At 55.8% G+C, this 15,631-nt stretch carries 18 protein-coding genes and 1 tRNA gene; 14 read left to right on the forward strand and 5 right to left on the reverse strand.

The features are described 5' to 3' along the window. Positions 1-73 precede the first annotated feature (73 nt). Positions 74-150 (reverse strand) — tRNA-Arg (locus R6U90_RS06815). A 209-nt stretch (positions 151-359) separates the two neighbouring features. On the opposite strand from R6U90_RS06815, the gene R6U90_RS06820 reads away from it, so the two are divergent. Continuing rightward, on the forward strand, positions 360-830 hold the full coding sequence (locus R6U90_RS06820) for a c-type cytochrome (protein ID WP_410351916.1): 471 nt from the start codon (positions 360-362) through the stop codon (positions 828-830). A 514-nt stretch (positions 831-1,344) separates the two neighbouring features. Here the strand turns inward: R6U90_RS06820 and rep are convergent. Continuing rightward, positions 1,345-3,366, reverse strand: a complete 2,022-nt coding sequence (rep, locus tag R6U90_RS06825; protein WP_410351917.1) for a DNA helicase Rep — start codon at positions 3,364-3,366, stop codon at positions 1,345-1,347. 315 nt (positions 3,367-3,681) lie between these two features. Next, positions 3,682-4,152: an aminoacyl-tRNA deacylase gene (locus R6U90_RS06830; protein ID WP_410351918.1), complete on the reverse strand. Its 471-nt coding sequence runs from the start codon at positions 4,150-4,152 to the stop codon at positions 3,682-3,684. A gap of 116 nt (positions 4,153-4,268) precedes the next feature. On the opposite strand from R6U90_RS06830, the gene R6U90_RS06835 reads away from it, so the two are divergent. Next, positions 4,269-5,189, forward strand: a complete 921-nt coding sequence (locus R6U90_RS06835; RefSeq protein ID WP_410351919.1) for an alpha/beta fold hydrolase — start codon at positions 4,269-4,271, stop codon at positions 5,187-5,189. 27 nt (positions 5,190-5,216) lie between these two features. Beyond that, on the forward strand, positions 5,217-5,612 hold the full coding sequence (locus R6U90_RS06840) for a hypothetical protein (protein WP_410351920.1): 396 nt from the start codon (positions 5,217-5,219) through the stop codon (positions 5,610-5,612). A 3-nt stretch (positions 5,613-5,615) separates the two neighbouring features. On the opposite strand, the gene R6U90_RS06845 is transcribed toward R6U90_RS06840, so the two are convergent. Beyond that, positions 5,616-7,145 (reverse strand): YifB family Mg chelatase-like AAA ATPase, encoded by a 1,530-nt coding sequence (locus R6U90_RS06845; RefSeq protein WP_410351921.1) that lies wholly within the window; start codon positions 7,143-7,145, stop codon positions 5,616-5,618. Between the two features lie 206 nt (positions 7,146-7,351). Next, on the reverse strand, positions 7,352-7,615 hold the full coding sequence (locus R6U90_RS06850; protein ID WP_310694410.1) for an accessory factor UbiK family protein: 264 nt from the start codon (positions 7,613-7,615) through the stop codon (positions 7,352-7,354). A 105-nt stretch (positions 7,616-7,720) separates the two neighbouring features. Between R6U90_RS06850 and R6U90_RS06855 the strand changes: the two genes are divergently transcribed. The 11 genes from R6U90_RS06855 to R6U90_RS06905 form a co-directional block, all read left to right on the forward strand. Next, positions 7,721-8,377, forward strand: a complete 657-nt coding sequence (locus R6U90_RS06855; protein WP_410351922.1) for a TorF family putative porin — start codon at positions 7,721-7,723, stop codon at positions 8,375-8,377. 258 nt (positions 8,378-8,635) lie between these two features. After that, the gene (locus R6U90_RS06860) at positions 8,636-9,322 is read left to right on the forward strand and encodes a sulfite exporter TauE/SafE family protein (RefSeq protein WP_410351923.1); all 687 of its coding nucleotides are present in this window, start codon (positions 8,636-8,638) and stop codon (positions 9,320-9,322) included. Then, positions 9,319-10,155 (forward strand): urease accessory protein UreD, encoded by an 837-nt coding sequence (locus R6U90_RS06865; RefSeq protein WP_410351924.1) that lies wholly within the window; start codon positions 9,319-9,321, stop codon positions 10,153-10,155. Before R6U90_RS06860 ends, R6U90_RS06865 begins: the two co-directional genes overlap by 4 nt. A gap of 34 nt (positions 10,156-10,189) precedes the next feature. Beyond that, positions 10,190-10,492: an urease subunit gamma gene (gene ureA, locus R6U90_RS06870; RefSeq protein WP_410351925.1), complete on the forward strand. Its 303-nt coding sequence runs from the start codon at positions 10,190-10,192 to the stop codon at positions 10,490-10,492. A 17-nt stretch (positions 10,493-10,509) separates the two neighbouring features. Next, complete coding sequence (locus R6U90_RS06875; protein ID WP_410351926.1) at positions 10,510-10,815, forward strand: urease subunit beta; 306 nt, start codon at positions 10,510-10,512, stop codon at positions 10,813-10,815. Between the two features lie 24 nt (positions 10,816-10,839). Continuing rightward, on the forward strand, positions 10,840-12,543 hold the full coding sequence (gene ureC / locus R6U90_RS06880) for an urease subunit alpha (protein ID WP_410351927.1): 1,704 nt from the start codon (positions 10,840-10,842) through the stop codon (positions 12,541-12,543). A gap of 24 nt (positions 12,544-12,567) precedes the next feature. Next, entirely contained in the window at positions 12,568-13,017 is a 450-nt protein-coding gene (gene ureE, locus R6U90_RS06885) for an urease accessory protein UreE (RefSeq protein WP_410351928.1), read from the forward strand. Between the two features lie 112 nt (positions 13,018-13,129). After that, complete coding sequence (locus R6U90_RS06890) at positions 13,130-13,702, forward strand: urease accessory protein UreF (protein ID WP_410351929.1); 573 nt, start codon at positions 13,130-13,132, stop codon at positions 13,700-13,702. Positions 13,703-13,718: 16 nt separating this feature from the next. Further along, positions 13,719-14,336, forward strand: a complete 618-nt coding sequence (ureG, locus tag R6U90_RS06895; RefSeq protein WP_410351930.1) for an urease accessory protein UreG — start codon at positions 13,719-13,721, stop codon at positions 14,334-14,336. Positions 14,337-14,668: 332 nt separating this feature from the next. After that, positions 14,669-15,349 (forward strand): TorF family putative porin, encoded by a 681-nt coding sequence (locus tag R6U90_RS06900; protein WP_410351931.1) that lies wholly within the window; start codon positions 14,669-14,671, stop codon positions 15,347-15,349. Positions 15,350-15,416: 67 nt separating this feature from the next. Then, positions 15,417-15,631: transporter substrate-binding protein (locus tag R6U90_RS06905; protein WP_410351932.1), on the forward strand; the 215-nt coding region annotated here is incomplete at its 3' end.

The raw sequence follows: 15,631 nt of genomic DNA on the forward strand, positions 1-15,631 counted from the left end.
TCGCCGCTATGTGGCTCACTCTACAGGCGTAAAGCAAAAAGCCCATACTATATAGTATGGGCTTTTATTGGTATGGCGCGCCCGACAGGATTCGAACCTGTGACCTTCGGTGTCGGAGACCGATACTCTATCCAGCTGAGCTACGGGCGCATAACTATACCCCAGTAAAACCATTGGTTTTATGGGTAAAGACAGGGCGTAGCTTACCTTTCCTGTTATATTTCGTCCACACGCGAATCGGGTTCTGCCGGGGCGGTGGTGGCGGGAGTGGTTTGCGATTATAATTGGCGCCAGATTTGATATCGGCCGGGCACCTTTCAGGCGCCGGCCTCAAGTGACCTAACGTAGAGGGGATCAACGTGGATCAAAAAGACACGGATTTTATGAAGATATTTGTGGGGATTCTGATTGGCCTGCTGGTCTTCATGGTGCTGGCCATCATTTTTGCCAATGCCATCAGTAACAAGGATTCCGTGGATGTCCAGAATGATTCGCGGGTCCAGGCGTCCATCGAGGAACGGATTGCCCCGATTGGCGAGGTCAATACCGCCGAGGTCACTCAACAAACCGCCGATGCCGGCGGGGGTGCCGGTGATGGCAAATCCGTCTATGACTCGGCCTGTATGGCCTGTCACGCTTCCGGGGCGGCCGGCGCGCCGATACTGGGCGACAAGGGCGCCTGGGAGGATCGCATCGCCAAGGGTGACGATACCCTGTTCGACCACGCCATCAACGGCTTCAAGGGCATGCCGCCCAGAGGCGGTAACGCCGATCTGAGTGACGAGGAAGTCAAGGCCGCCGTGGAATACATGGTCGACGAAAGCCAATAGCCGCCCTTCGGCCCATCCCCCTTCGGGGAGTGACGAGTTACGAGGGCCGAGGAAGTAATAAGAAAAAGCCGGGCATTGCCCGGCTTTTTCTTTTGGCGGATATTTTCAGTTGTTATGTTTTTGCTGGCACCTGGCACCTATCTTGTGGGAGGGGCTTGTAGCCGCGACCTCTGGAACTGTGGCGGGTCGCCGATGGAATCGCCTCCCACAGCTCCAGGCAGAAGCCTGGTCTACTAACCTCAGAACTCTGAACCCTGAACCCGGCAGGTAGGCCCGATATAGCGCAGCGGTATCGGGCATTTTTCGGGTTGCCGGACACCGCTTCGCTCAGTCCGGCCTACTGGCAGCCAGCTTCCTCTGCCTGCTGGGTGTGGGAGGGGCTTGTAGCCGCGACCTCTGGAACTGTGGCAGGTCGCCGATGGAATCGCCTCCCACAGTTCCAGGCAGAAGCCTGGTCTACTAACCTCTGAACTCTGAACTCTGAACTCTGAACTCTGAACTCTGAACCCGGAACTCACGACTCTGTCCCTGCCAGCATGCTGCGCAGGTTGGCCAGATGCGCCTGGCCGCGTTGCTGGCGCTCTTCGGGATCTATTTCCACGCCTTCGCCGGACCATTTAAGATCCTCTTCCGGTAATTCATCGATGAATCGGCTCGGGCTGCACTCCTGCATTTCACCATGGCGTTTGCGCTGGTTGGTATAAGTCAGGGTCAGGGTTTTCTGGGCGCGGGTAATGCCGACATAGGCGAGCCGGCGCTCCTCTTCCAGGTTTTCTTCCTCGATACTGCTGCGGTGGGGTAGCAGCATCTCCTCCATGCCGACCAGGTAGACATGGGGAAATTCCAGCCCCTTGGCGGCGTGCAGGGTCATCAGGTGCACCCGGTTGCCGCGCTCGTCCTCCTCGTTACGATCCAGGGTATCAAGTAACGTGAGCTTGGCCACCAGTTCATTGAGCGAGGCCTCCGGATTGGCTTTGGCCAGGCGCTCGATCCAGTTGGCCAGTTCGTTGACGTTATCCAGCTTGCGTTCGGCAATGATCTCGTCGCGACTGTTATCCAGCAGATAACGCTCGTAATCGATATCGACGATCAGGCGTTTGACCACCGAGGCGGGTGCGTCTCCTTCGGCCTGATGCTGCAGATCCAGGATCCAGTGACAGAAGCGTTGCAGCTTCTCGGCAGCCCGGTCGCTCAGTACCTGGCTCAGGCCAAACTCCATGGCAGACACGAACAGGCTGTGGCCGCGGCCCATGGCATATTCGGTCAGCTTCTCCAGCGTGGCGGGGCCCAGTTCCCGGCGCGGGGTGTTGATGATCCGCCGAAACGCATTGTCATCATCCGGATTGGTAATCAGCTTGAGATAGGACATGATGTCCTTGATTTCGGTATAGGCGAAAAACGAGGTGCCGCCGCTCAGGTAATAGGGAATGTCGTGTTCGCGCAGGGCCTGTTCGAACAGCCGGGACTGGTGGTTGCCGCGATAGAGAATGGCATAATCGGCATACTGCGTACGCTGTACGAACATGTGATGCATGATCTCCGAGATCACCTGCTCCGCTTCGTGCTGATCGTGTCGGGTACGAATCACCCGGATCGGATCGCCGTAACCCAGCTCGCTCCACAAGCGTTTTTCGAAGACATGCGGATTGCTGGCGATCAGCCGGTTAGCGGCCTTGAGGATACAGCCGGTGGAGCGGTAGTTCTGTTCCAGCTTGATTACTTTCAGGTTAGGATAATCCTGTTGCAACAGCGACAGGTTCTCCGGCTGGGCGCCCCTCCAGGCATAGATGGACTGATCGTCGTCACCCACTACGGTCAGATTGCCACGCACACCGCACAGCTGCTTGACCAGTTCGTACTGGGTGGAGTTGGTGTCCTGGTATTCGTCCACCAGCAGATGACGAATGCGGTTTTGCCAGCGCTCGAGAATCTCCGGGTGTTCGCGAAACAGGATCACCGGCAGCATGATCAGATCGTCGAAGTCGACCGCGTTGTAGGTCTTCAGATAATGGCGATACTGTTCGTACAGCAGGGCCGCCGCGGTTTTGTTCGCATCGCCGTCCGCCAGTTGCAGCGCCTGTTCGGGCAGGACGAATTCGCTTTTCCAGCGCGAAATCTGCCACAACATACGGTCGGCCTGGCCACCGTCATCACCGAAGGAGCGCTTCATCAGTTCCTTGAGCAGATGCGTGCTGTCGGCGCTGTCGTAAATGGAAAATCCGGATTTGTACTCCAGTGCCTTGTATTCGCGACGCAGAATATCCAGTCCCAGAGTATGAAAGGTGGAGACCCGCAGTCCCTTGCCGGCATCGCCGCGCAGTAGCTTGCCGACCCGTTCTTTCATCTCCCGTGCGGCCTTGTTGGTAAAGGTCACCGCGGCGATGTGTCGCGCGTCGATGGCGCAGCTCTGAATCAGATAGGCGATCTTGTGGGTGATAACCCGGGTCTTGCCGCTACCGGCTCCGGCCAGCACCAGGCAGGGTCCGTCGATATGGCGCACGGCCTGGTTTTGTCGGGGATTGAGAATCGTGGACATGAACGCTGACAACTCCTGCTGAGGGAACATTGTAGTGGGGGTCGCCGGTGCGGTCGATATTGACATTCGGGTCCGGATAGCGCAGCTTTCGGGCAGCAGGGTGGGGATACAAGTTGTTGTTTAATATAGTCTATTGCCTCGGAATGAGATGGTTGCAAAAGGTCGGGGTATTAACCTGTCGTGTTGTTTGCCTCGATTGAGGCTGTCCGTGGCCCGGCAATACTGGCGGCGCACAATCTGTGGGTCAGACGACAGGGGCCAGTGCGCGTAACCAGGCATTCAGCCAGGACCGGGTCACTGGAACACGGCCCTTTGTTAAATCGGGTGACTGAAATGCCCGTGCCGGGCGCTGTGCATCATGTAGCGAAAATCATCCCCGGTGACGTGGACCAGTTCGGCGTGGTCGCCCGCTTCGAAATAGACATCGGGCGACGCTTCCAGGCTTTCGTCCACTGCCGCATCAAAGCCGTAGGCCTCGGCGATGGGAGGTATGGCGCCTCTGGAGCAGTCGTCGAACAGATCCGCGATCTCTTTTTCCGTGGCCATGCGCAGTTTGCGATGCAGACTGCGGTTGAGTTTATCCAGATCCAGCCTGTGCGAGGCGGGGACCACCGCCACCAGATAACCCTGCTCATCTTTGAGTACGACGGGTTTGGCAAACCGGTGACCCGGGACATGGGCCCTGGCGGCGGTGCGCAGGCTGCCAGTGACAAAGGCGTGATGAAGCAGTTCGTAATCCACGCCTTTCCATTCCAGGTATTCCAGAAGCCGCAGGGACATGGTCATGATGACACCTCCTGTTTATTCGTCGGTTTCTCTGACTATAGTCGACAATCGCCGGCTGCAAAGCAGTGACAGGCATGATAAAACAGTCAACACATTGCCAATAAACATGACTTATTATGCCGGGTGAAGAACTGCGTTTTATTACTGCCAGTGACGGGGTGCGACTGGGCTACAAGCTGGTCAGCCAGGGTTTGCGGGCACCTACGCTGGTCATGATCCACGGCCTGGCCAGCAATCACAGCCGCTGGAGCGAATTTGTTGCCAACACCGACCTGCGCCGTGACTGGAATCTGTTGCGTCCGGACCTGCGCGGCCACAGCTATTCGATGACCCGCAAGACCTATCACCGTGAGCACTGGTGTGAGGATCTGGCCGCGGTTCTGCAGCAGGAAGGTCTGCAAAACGTGGCGATCATCGGTCACAGTCTGGGTGCCCAGATTGCCATGGACTTCGCCCTGCGTTACCCGGCATTGTGCGGCGGGCTGATTCTGCTCGATCCGGTCTTCCCCGAGCTGTTGCATGGGCGACTGGGCAAGGCGCGCCGTTTGCGACCGTTGCTGTGGCTGATCGTCAGGTTATTACGTCTGGGTTACGCACTGGGCCTGGGCCAGCGCGAGTTTCCGATTCGCGATCTGCACGCGCTGGATGTCAAAACCCGCGAACTGCTCAAGCAGACCTCGGCCTCGGAAATCGCCCGCCTGTATACCAATCCGCGGGTGGATCTGGAATTCATTCCGCTGGCCAACTACCTGCAGGATGTGCTGGAGGTGGTACGTCCGCTGCCCGAATATTCCCGGATTACCCAACCGGTGCGGGTGCTGCTTTCCACCGGGACCTCGCTGAGCGATCACCGCACGCTGGAGGCGAAGATCGCCCGCATTCCTCATAGCGACATCGTGCCGGTGCACTGTAATCACTGGCCCATGACCGAAAAGCCCGGGGAAGTTCGCCAGATCATCGAGTCCACCTGCCGACAGTGGGAGGCGGAAGGTCAAGTCCCCGTGGCGGCTGTCGATAACCTCAAGACAACTGAATAAATAAGAACAGACGCGAGGTTATACACCATGAGCGAGACAATTAAAGTGGCACTGCTGGGACTGGGCAATGTGGGCCAGCAGTTTGCCGAGGCCTTTCTGGAGATCATCCAGGAAAAGGGGAAACCGGTTGAAATCGTGGCCGTCGCGCACCGCCATCTCGACTCGCCGGTGGCGCTGGGTTTTTCCCAGAGTGGCGTCCCCGTCTACGAGGATCCGCTGGAGGTCGCCAACCTCGGCGAAAAGGTGGATATTATTTTCGATGTAACCGGTGATGAAAGCCTGCGTCAGAGCCTGCGCCAGGCGATGGCCGACTCCAACAACCGCCATACGGTGATTGTGCCCGAGAACGTGGCCAAGCTGATGTACCTGTTCTTCGAGGAAGGCAACCAGCTGCTCGGCGGCGAGGTCGGCGGCGGCTATTGAGTCTCAGGAACCGGACAACTGTTGCAATGGCCGATCCAGCTTGCGATAGCCAATCGCCTCGCTGATGTGCGCGGTGCTGATCTGCTCGGCACCGGCCAGATCGGCGATAGTCCGGGCAAGCTTCAAAACGCGATGGTAGGCCCGGGCCGATAATCCCAGTCGGCTGATCGCCGTTTGCAGCAGCCGGGCCGGTTCGGCCTCCAGCGGACAAACCTGTTCCAGCCGGGTGTTGTCCAGTCTCGCATTGGCCATGCCACTGCGTGTCAGTTGTCGGCTGCGGGCGGTTTCCACCCGCTCGCGAACCTGGGCACTGGACTCTTCCCTGTGTTGAGTCTCCCGATGCAGCACCTCCAGGGAAACACTCGGCACCTCTACATGCATGTCGATACGATCCAGCAGCGGCCCCGACAACTTGGCCCGGTAGCGGGCGACCTGGTCGGGGGTGCAGCGACAGCGGCCGCTGGCATCGCCGTAGTAGCCGCATGGACAGGGGTTCATGGCGGCGATCAACTGGAAGCGGGCCGGGAAGTCTGCCTGGCGCGTGGCCCGCGAGATGGTAATCATGCCGCTCTCCAGCGGTTCGCGCAGCACTTCCAGAACACGGCGATCGAATTCGGGCAGCTCATCCAGAAACATTACCCCGTAATGGGCCAGCGAGATTTCCCCTGGCCGGGGGTGACTGCCGCCGCCCACCAGCGCGACCGCCGAGGCGGTGTGATGCGGAGCGCGAAACGGGCGGACCTTCCAGCGGCTGCGATCGAAGCCCTGATGACTGATGGATTGCACCACCGCACTTTGCATTGCCTCTTCATCGCTCATGCTCGGCAGAATGCCGGGCAGGCGACGCGCCAGCATCGATTTGCCGGTACCCGGCGGGCCGATCATCAACAGACTGTGTTCCCCGGCAGCGGCAATCTCCAGCGCTCGCCTGGCCTGATGCTGGGCACGCACCTCGCTCAGATCCGGCTGCGGGGCGGCTGCGGTGGCTGGTGTATCATCCGCTTCCCCCGGCGCCAGTCTCTGCTGGCCGACCAGGTGAGCGCAGACCTCGCTTAAATGATCCGCAGCCATGACTTCAGCGGCCCCCACCAGGGCGGCTTCGGCCAGGTTATCGCGCGGCACGATCAGGCAGCGCCCGGCCTGACTGCTGTGCAGCGCAGCCGGTAAGGTACCGCGCACGGGACGCAATTGCCCGCCGAGGGCCAGTTCGCCCAGGAACTCATACTTTTCCAGTTCATTGGCGGGAAGCTGACCGGAGGCAGCCAGAATCCCCAGAGCAATGGCCAGATCGAACCGGCCGCCCTCCTTGGGCAGATCGGCCGGTGCCAGGTTGACGGTAATGCGGCGGGCGGGATATTCAAAACGGCTGTTGATCAGGGCGGCCCGCACCCGGTCCTTGCTCTCTTTGACCTCGGTCTCCGGCAGGCCGACGATAGAGAGTCCGGGCAGACCATTGGAGAGATGGGTTTCCACGCTGACCAGCGGGGCGTCCACGCCGCACTGGGCGCGGGTATAGACTACGGCGAGACTCATGACAGTTTCCCTTGTCCGTGGCAGGCCGGAGATGACCCGCAACTTTTCCTTGTCGTCTTCCGATTTTTATACGAACCGCCGGCGGATGCAACCGTTTGACCAGGAACTCACCACCAAGACACCAAGAAGATCAATCAGTATCGGAATACCTGGTCTATTCAGGGAATCAAGATTTTCTTGGTGTCTTCGTGTCTTGGTGGTTAATTTTATTCAGTTGGAGGATGACTCTGCTGGAGGGTCTGCTCCAGAGCGGCGACCTGCTGTTCCAGGGCCTCGAGTTTGCTGCGGGTGCGCAGCAGCACCTCGCGCTGGATGTCGAACTCTTCGCGGGTGACGAGGTCCATTTGAGACAGGGTGCGTTGCAGGGCTGCGCGCAGTTGCTGATCGGCTTCCTGCTTCATTTCCTTAACGCCGTCGGGCAGTGCCGCCATGACACGTTCGACCAGCTGTTCGATATCGGGGCTTGCCATGGATGCGTGGCCTGCAGGTGGTGATGAATGAAACTATCATTATAATGTTTCTGCCCGGCGGGACAATGCCGCCAGGGGAATAACAACCATCACGGGAGAAAAACCATGAAACAGATTGCAACCGCCATATTGCTCGGCGCCGGCCTGAGCGGGCTGGCTCAGGCACAGGGCGAACTGAGCGGAAACCTGGGCGTGACCTCCAATTATATCTGGCGCGGGGTGACCCAGACCGATGACCAGGCCGCCGTGCAGGGTGGGGTCGATTACACCCATGATGCAAATCTGTATGCCGGAGTGTGGACCTCCAATTACGGTAACGGCAACGGTTACGAGCTGGATCTGTATGGCGGCTACCGGGGCAGGGTCGGTGATATTCCCTTCGATGCCGGTCTTATCATGTACCGGTTTCCGGTTGCCAATACCGGCGCCGATGCCACTGAACTGTATGGCAAGCTTGACTTTGATCTGTTCTCCCTCATGGGCGCCTACACTTTGTCCAAAGACGGTACGAGTCAGGACAACGATATCTATCTGAGTATCGGCACCGATGCCGAGCTGGGTAATGATCTCTATGCCACCTTACTGTTCGGTATGTATGAGTTCGACGACTCGGGCGAAGAGGACTACAACCATATCCATGTCGGGCTGAAAAAGGATGAATTCACCCTCGCCCTGGACAAGAATGACAAGGACCGGCCGGTCGGAGACGATCCGGGTGCAATGCGGGTTTCCGTCTCCTGGACTAAAAGTTTTGACTTTTAGAGCCAAATCGTCGAAATACTCCCAGCAAAGCCTGCTCCAGTAGCGGGCTTTTTAATGCCCCGATCCGGGGCATGTAATTTCATTTTTCCTCAATTCGCACCTGTGTGGTGCGCCTTCGTCAGCTCGTAAAGTGGCAAGCATCTGTTTTATATGAAGAAGTGTTGCTGGCATGAGACCTGCATTTATATCCGGTAATAAATCAGTTGTGCGCCGTAATGGGGCGGTGCACGTCATCGTATAAGCAACGAGTGACCGCATATGGAGGCAATCAGCCTGGCAACCATGTTGCCATTGGCGTTTGGTCTGGGATTACTGCACGCGCTGGATGCGGACCACATCATGGCCGTTACCGGTATGAGCAGCACCCGCACAAGCTGGCGCGCCAGCCTGGGCTTCTGCGCCAGTTGGGCGCTCGGCCATGGCGGGGCGTTGTTGCTGATTGGCGTGGCCGTCTTGTTGCTCGGTGTTGCTGTGCCAACAACACTTAGTGCACTGGCGGAACAGACCGTGGCACTGGTGCTGATGGCGATCGGGCTATGGGTTTTGTGGGACATTCGCCAGCGCCGCTTGCACATACATTTTCACACTCACGACGGGTTGCCAGGACATATCCATTGGGATGTTTCTCATGATTGGCCAGCTCAGTCTCAGCAGCACGATCATCGTCCGTTAATGGTGGGCATGTTGCACGGTATCGCCGGTTCGGCCCCGCTGCTGGCGCTGTTGCCAGCCAGTAACAGTCAGTCTGCCTGGTTTGGCCTGGCCTATCTTGGACTGTTTGGCATGGGTGTGTTTATCGCGATGCTGGTCTTCGGTGGTGTGCTTGGACGGATTATGGAGTGGTTTGCAAACCGGGGGGAACAGGTTATTACGTTGATACGACTGCTGGTGGCCTCAGGTTCGATCGGGATGGGTGGATATCTGATGCTGGGTAGTCTCAAGTGAATGCCGTTGCAGAGCAGGCGGGTAGCTGGTTTGCCCGCCTGGAGCTGGACTTTAGTTATCATTCGCCACGTACCGTGATAAGCCGGCGCAAACATACCGGACCGCTGGTGATTCAAAAACCGTTCTATCCGGAAGGTCCGGTATGTCATACCTATCTGTTGCATCCCCCGGGCGGGGTAGTCGGAGGAGATCGCCTGCAACTGGATGTCAACGTAGCGCCGAATGCACATGCCCTGATTACCACGCCGGCGGCAGGCAAGTTCTACCGGAGCGATGGGCGAATTGCCAGTATGCGACAGCGTATGCAGGTACAGGGCGGCGCGATCCTCGAGTGGTTGCCTCAGGAAACTATCCTGTTTTCCGCCAGCCAGGGCAATCTGCAAACGGTAGTGGAGCTGGAGCCGGGTGCCGGGTTTATCGGCTGGGAAATAACCTGTCTGGGCAGACCGGCCAGTGATGAAAAGTATGACCAGGGTGAACTGCGGCAGCACTTTGAACTTTGGCGGGAGGGCAGGCCATTACTCATCGAGCGTAACGCGCTTCAGGGTAATGCGCCGATACTTGATGCCGTCTGGGGACTGCAGGGTTATCCAGTCAGCGGGACGTTACTGGCCGTCAATGCCGACAAACCAATGCTCGATGCGGTGCGTGAGGCGCTGCAAGATCATGATGAGGTTCGAGCAAGTGCCACGTTGATCAATGACGTGCTGGTCTGTCGTGGACTGGCACAGCAGGCTGAGAGCCTGCGTAACCTGTTTATTCAACTGTGGGAGGTGATACGCCCCGCGCTGCTGTTGCGTACAGCCTCGTCACCTCGAATCTGGTTTACCTGAAAATCACTACAAGCGGTCTGTTTAAGGAATCACTATGGAATTATCACCACGAGAAAAAGATAAGCTCATGTTGTTCACCGCCGCCATGCTGGCCGAACAGCGTCGTGAACGCGGGGTCAAGCTCAATTATCCGGAGTCGATGGCCCTGATCTCGGCAGCGATCCTGGAAGGCGCGCGAGATGGTAAGACCGTAGCCGAGTTGATGAGTTACGGCACCACATTGTTGAGCCGTGAGGATGTCATGGATGGCGTGCCGGAAATGCTGCCCGAAGTACAGGTGGAAGCCACGTTTCCTGACGGAACCAAGCTGGTTACCGTGCATAACCCCATTGTATGAAAATAGAGAGGTGTTGAATGATACCCGGGGAAATACTGGCTGAAGAAGGCGAGATTGAAATCAATGTGGGACGAAAATGCTTGACGATAAAGGTAGCTAATTCTGGTGACCGTCCGGTTCAGGTCGGTTCGCACTACCATTTTTATGAAACCAACAGTGCCCTGCAGTTCGATCGAGAGGCAACCCGTGGCTACCGATTGAATATTGCAGCAGGAACAGCAGTACGTTTCGAGCCTGGACAGGAACGGAAAGTGGAGCTGGTCGAATACGCGGGCAGTAAAACCATATATGGCTTTAACGGCAAGGTCATGGGTAAATTATAAATCGACAAGATCGGGAGTAGCGGAATGAGTGGGATCAGCAGGCAGGCATATGCTGAGATGTACGGACCGACCACCGGTGATCGGGTGCGACTTGGGGATACGGAGTTATTCATCGAAGTCAAGTCCGACCATACTGTCTACGGTGACGAGGTAAAATTCGGTGGTGGCAAGGTCATACGCGACGGGATGGGCCAGAGTCAGCTGACTGCGAAAGATGTCGTTGATACTGTGATTACCAACGCGCTGATCCTGGATCACTGGGGGATCGTCAAGGCGGACGTCGGGATCAAGGACGGACGAATCGCAGGGATTGGCAAGGCCGGGAATCCGGATGTGCAGCCGGACGTGGATATCGTGGTAGGTCCGGGGACCGAGGCGATCGCCGGGGAAGGCCAGATACTGACAGCCGGGGCGATCGACTCGCATATCCATTTTATCTGTCCGCAACAGGTCGAAGAGGCGCTGATGTCCGGTGTGACCACCATGCTGGGCGGCGGAACAGGACCGGCGACGGGAACCAATGCCACCACCTGCACCCCCGGGCCGTGGAATATAAAGCGCATGTTGCAGGCGGCAGATGAATTGCCCATGAACCTGGGGTTTCTGGGTAAAGGCAATGCGAGCCTGCCGGCAGGGTTGGACGAACAGCTGGAAGCCGGCGTGATGGGACTCAAGTTACACGAGGACTGGGGCACCACGCCCGCAGCGATCGACAATTGCCTGAACGTGGCAGAGCGCTATGATGTGCAGGTGGCGATTCATACCGATACCCTGAATGAGTCCGGGTTCATCGAGGATACTCTGGCGGCCTTCAAGGACCGGGTTATCCATACCTATCACACCGAAGGGGCCGGTGGTGGCCACGCGCCGGACATCATCAAGGCCTGTGGTGAAGCCAATGTACTGCCCTCCAGTACGAATCCCACCCGGCCTTACACGGTGAATACTGTCGATGAGCATCTGGATATGCTAATGGTCTGTCATCATCTGGACACCAGTATTCCCGAGGACGTGGCTTTCGCCGAATCACGAATCCGCCGGGAAACCATCGCCGCAGAGGATATTCTGCATGATCTCGGGGCCTTTTCCATGATTGCATCCGATTCCCAGGCAATGGGTCGCGTTGGCGAGGTCGTGCTGCGAACCTGGCAGACCGCGCACAAGATGAAAGTTCAACGTGGAACATTGACCGGCGATAGTGCCCGTAACGATAACCTGCGCGCCAGACGCTACATCGCCAAATACACCATCAATCCGGCATTGACCCATGGTATTGCTGACCAGGTGGGCTCGATCGAGAAGGGGAAGCTTGCCGACCTGGTGTTATGGAAGCCGGCGTTTTTTGCTACCAAACCATCCTTGATTATCAAGGGTGGATTCATCGTGGCGGCGCCGATGGGTGACCCCAACGGTTCCATACCCACACCACAGCCGGTGCACTATCGACCGATGTTTGGTGCATACGGTGGTGCCCGTACAGCATCGAGCTATACCTTCGTGTCAAAAGCAGCCGCACAGGCGGGTATCGGGGAGGCATACGGGTTACAAAAACAAGTGATGGCAGTGGGTAACACTCGTGAGGTACGAAAAAAAGATATGGTATTGAACGATTACCAGCCGAAGATCGAAGTGGATTCACAAACCTATGTGGTCAGGGCTGATGGCGAGGTGCTCAGTTGTGAGCCGGCAGAAGTATTGCCTCTGGCCCAGCGCTATTTCCTGTTTTAAATTTATGAATTACAGGTTCATCACATGCTGAAGATCACACAAAGACTAGCACAGCCTGCCGAAACGGAACATGTGCTTACGCTGCCATTTGAATTGCGACAAAAAAGCCGCTTCAGAGCCACATTGAATAATGGCAGCGAAGCTGGTTTGATTCTGCCACGTGGCAAGTTGATTCGCAGTGGCGATTGTCTGCAGGCCGAGGACGGCACCGTGGTGCGCGTCGAGGCGGCGATCGAAGAGGTCTCTACCGCGAGGCACAAAGATTCGCTGATGATCGCGCGGGCCTGTTATCACCTGGGTAACCGGCATGTGCCGTTGCAAATCGGTGAAGGCTGGGTGCGATATCAACACGACCATGTGCTGGATGAGATGCTCACAGGGCTGGGTCTGCAGGTTACCTGTGAGCAGGCAACGTTTGAGCCGGAAGACGGGGCGTACAAGCACGCTGGCCATAGCCATACTCACAGCCATTAAGTGACTTCAAGTTATGCACGATTATATACAAAGTAACTTGCGCCTCTGGCAGTTAATCAGCCCTACATTGCCAATCGGCGCCTATTCCTATTCTCAGGGAATGGAGTATGCCGTGGAGACAGGTTGGATCAACGATGAGGTCGCGGCCAGTGAATGGATAACCGGGCTGCTGAAGCACAACCTGGCCTCGTTAGAAGTACCGCTTTTTCTGCGTCTGTATCATGCCTGGCAAGAAAATGATGCAGATCGAGTGGTTTACTGGAATCAGATGATGCTGGCGCTGCGTGAATCGAAAGAACTGCATGCCGAGGATCTTGCCATGGGAGAGGCTCTGGTCAGAGTCTTGAAGGGACTGGATATCCAGCCACCGGATCTTGGTGAGTATCAGGCGGGTTATCTCACAGTTTTCAGCTACGCCTGTAGCCGCTGGGAAATCCCGGCAGAGAGCGGTTGTCTGGGATTATTATGGAGCTGGTGTGAAAACCAGGTGGCTGCGGCAATCAAACTGATTCCGCTGGGGCAGTCGGCCGGACAGCGGATGTTGTCGGCACTGCAACTACAGATCCAGTCGGCCTGGGAAACAGGTCAAAACTATAGTGATGAGCAGATTGGCATGCTCGCACCGGGGCTGGGGATTGCCAGTGCTTTGCATGAGACACAATATTCAAGATTGTTTCGTTCATAAAGTAACAGGTGAGCAAATGAGTAAACAGATATTACGGGTCGGTGTTGGCGGCCCGGTGGGATCGGGGAAAACGGCATTACTGCAGGTTCTCTGTCAGCAGATGCGGGACAGATTCGAGATTGCAGTAGTCACGAATGATATTTATACCAGGGAAGATGCACAGTTTCTTATGCGGAATAATGCGTTATCCGAGGACAGGATAATCGGCGTGGAAACCGGAGGTTGCCCGCATACGGCGATCAGGGAAGATGCTTCTATGAACCTGGCGGCGGTAGATACGTTGCAAGCCCGTTTCCCGAGTCTGGATTTTGTGCTGGTCGAAAGCGGCGGTGACAATCTTAGCGCGACATTCAGCCCGGAATTGTCTGACCTCACGATTTATGTCATCGATGTATCGGCCGGAGACAAGATCCCACGTAAAGGGGGTCCGGGGATTACCCGTTCAGATCTTTTAGTCATCAACAAGATTGATCTGGCCGAACATGTCGGTGCATCACTGGAAGTGATGGAAAAAGATGCAACAAAGATGCGCGGTGACAGGCCCTTTATATTCACCAATATGAAGACCGGAGAAGGGGTACAAAAGGTAATAGAGTTTATAATCGATAAAGGGATGTTGGACGACGCCGCATAGAGAGAGTCAGCGTGGTACAGAAAGATAAAGGGGCACCGTCATTTGATGGTGCCTTTTTTATTTCAAGGATATGACACGGTTGCACCAACAACTATCAAGGTGTGCCCCACTGATATCAGATCTGCACCATCGAAGTGCGTTTTATTGAGGGTGTGCTGCACATTTGTCGCTATCTTTATGAATTATAGGTGTTTTTTTATAGTGGCACACTCTATGCAATTAGAGAATCAGGATTCGGTTTATGCACTCGTTTCCAGGCTCGTCGTAACGTCAACTTTGGGCGACGGGGCAGAGCTAACAAATTTGTAAAGACAATCTGAGGAGACATTTAGATGAAATTCATGAAAAAACTCTCACCGCTGGCACTGGCCACTTCAGTTGCTCTGGGAGGTATGGTTGCTGTGCCGTCTGTTGCAAGTGCTGATACCTCAGCCAGCTTTTCTATTGCGAACATGTATCTGTGGCGTGGTCAAAACCTGACTCAGGATGGTGCTGCTGCATCTGGTAGCCTGGATTACAGTCACGATTCCTGTGCGTATGCCGGTGTATGGACGACTACAGAAACAGGTGGTACTGAGACTGACTTTTATGCTGGCTTTGCCGGTGAAGTGAGCGATTTCAGTTATGACATTTCGTATTGGTATTACATGTACCCGGAAGACGATACTAATACTGACTATGATGAGAATAACTTGTCAGAAGTAGTGTTAGGACTTGGTTATGGTCCGGTTACCTTGACGGCGTATGTTAGTGATGAAACTCAAGGCGCGTCTGACTACACCTATTTAACTTTTGATTATGAGCTTGACAAGTTCAATTTTCAGTATGGCATGTGGGACTATGATGAAGCAGGAAATAACGAATATAGTCATATCACGGTGATGTATGCTGCCACTGATGAGCTGACCTTTGGTGTAACAAAAGCTGACAATGATGTTGCTGACGATGCGACTGGAGCGGTTGAAGTTGACCCAATGTTCTATGTTTCATATAGCAAGTCATTCGACCTTTAAAGTTTAGTGAGAGAAACCGTCAGGGACGACGGTATTTATTGAGATGATTGGGGAGACGAGAATGTTCATGAAAGCGAAAGTAATTCTAACCGCAGCTTTGCTTATGATAGGCCAGGCGGTTGCGGAAGAAGATACGATAAAAGTTGGTGTTTTGCACTCATTGTCAGGAACGATGGCCATTAGTGAGACTACCCTGAAAGACACGATGTTAATGCTTATTGAGGAGCAAAATAAAAAAGGTGGTCTTCTTGGTAAGAAGCTTGAGCCGGTAGTGGTTGATCC

Source organism: Thiohalophilus sp., from assembly GCF_046483665.1.
Taxonomy (GTDB): domain Bacteria; phylum Pseudomonadota; class Gammaproteobacteria; order UBA6429; family Thiohalophilaceae; genus Thiohalophilus.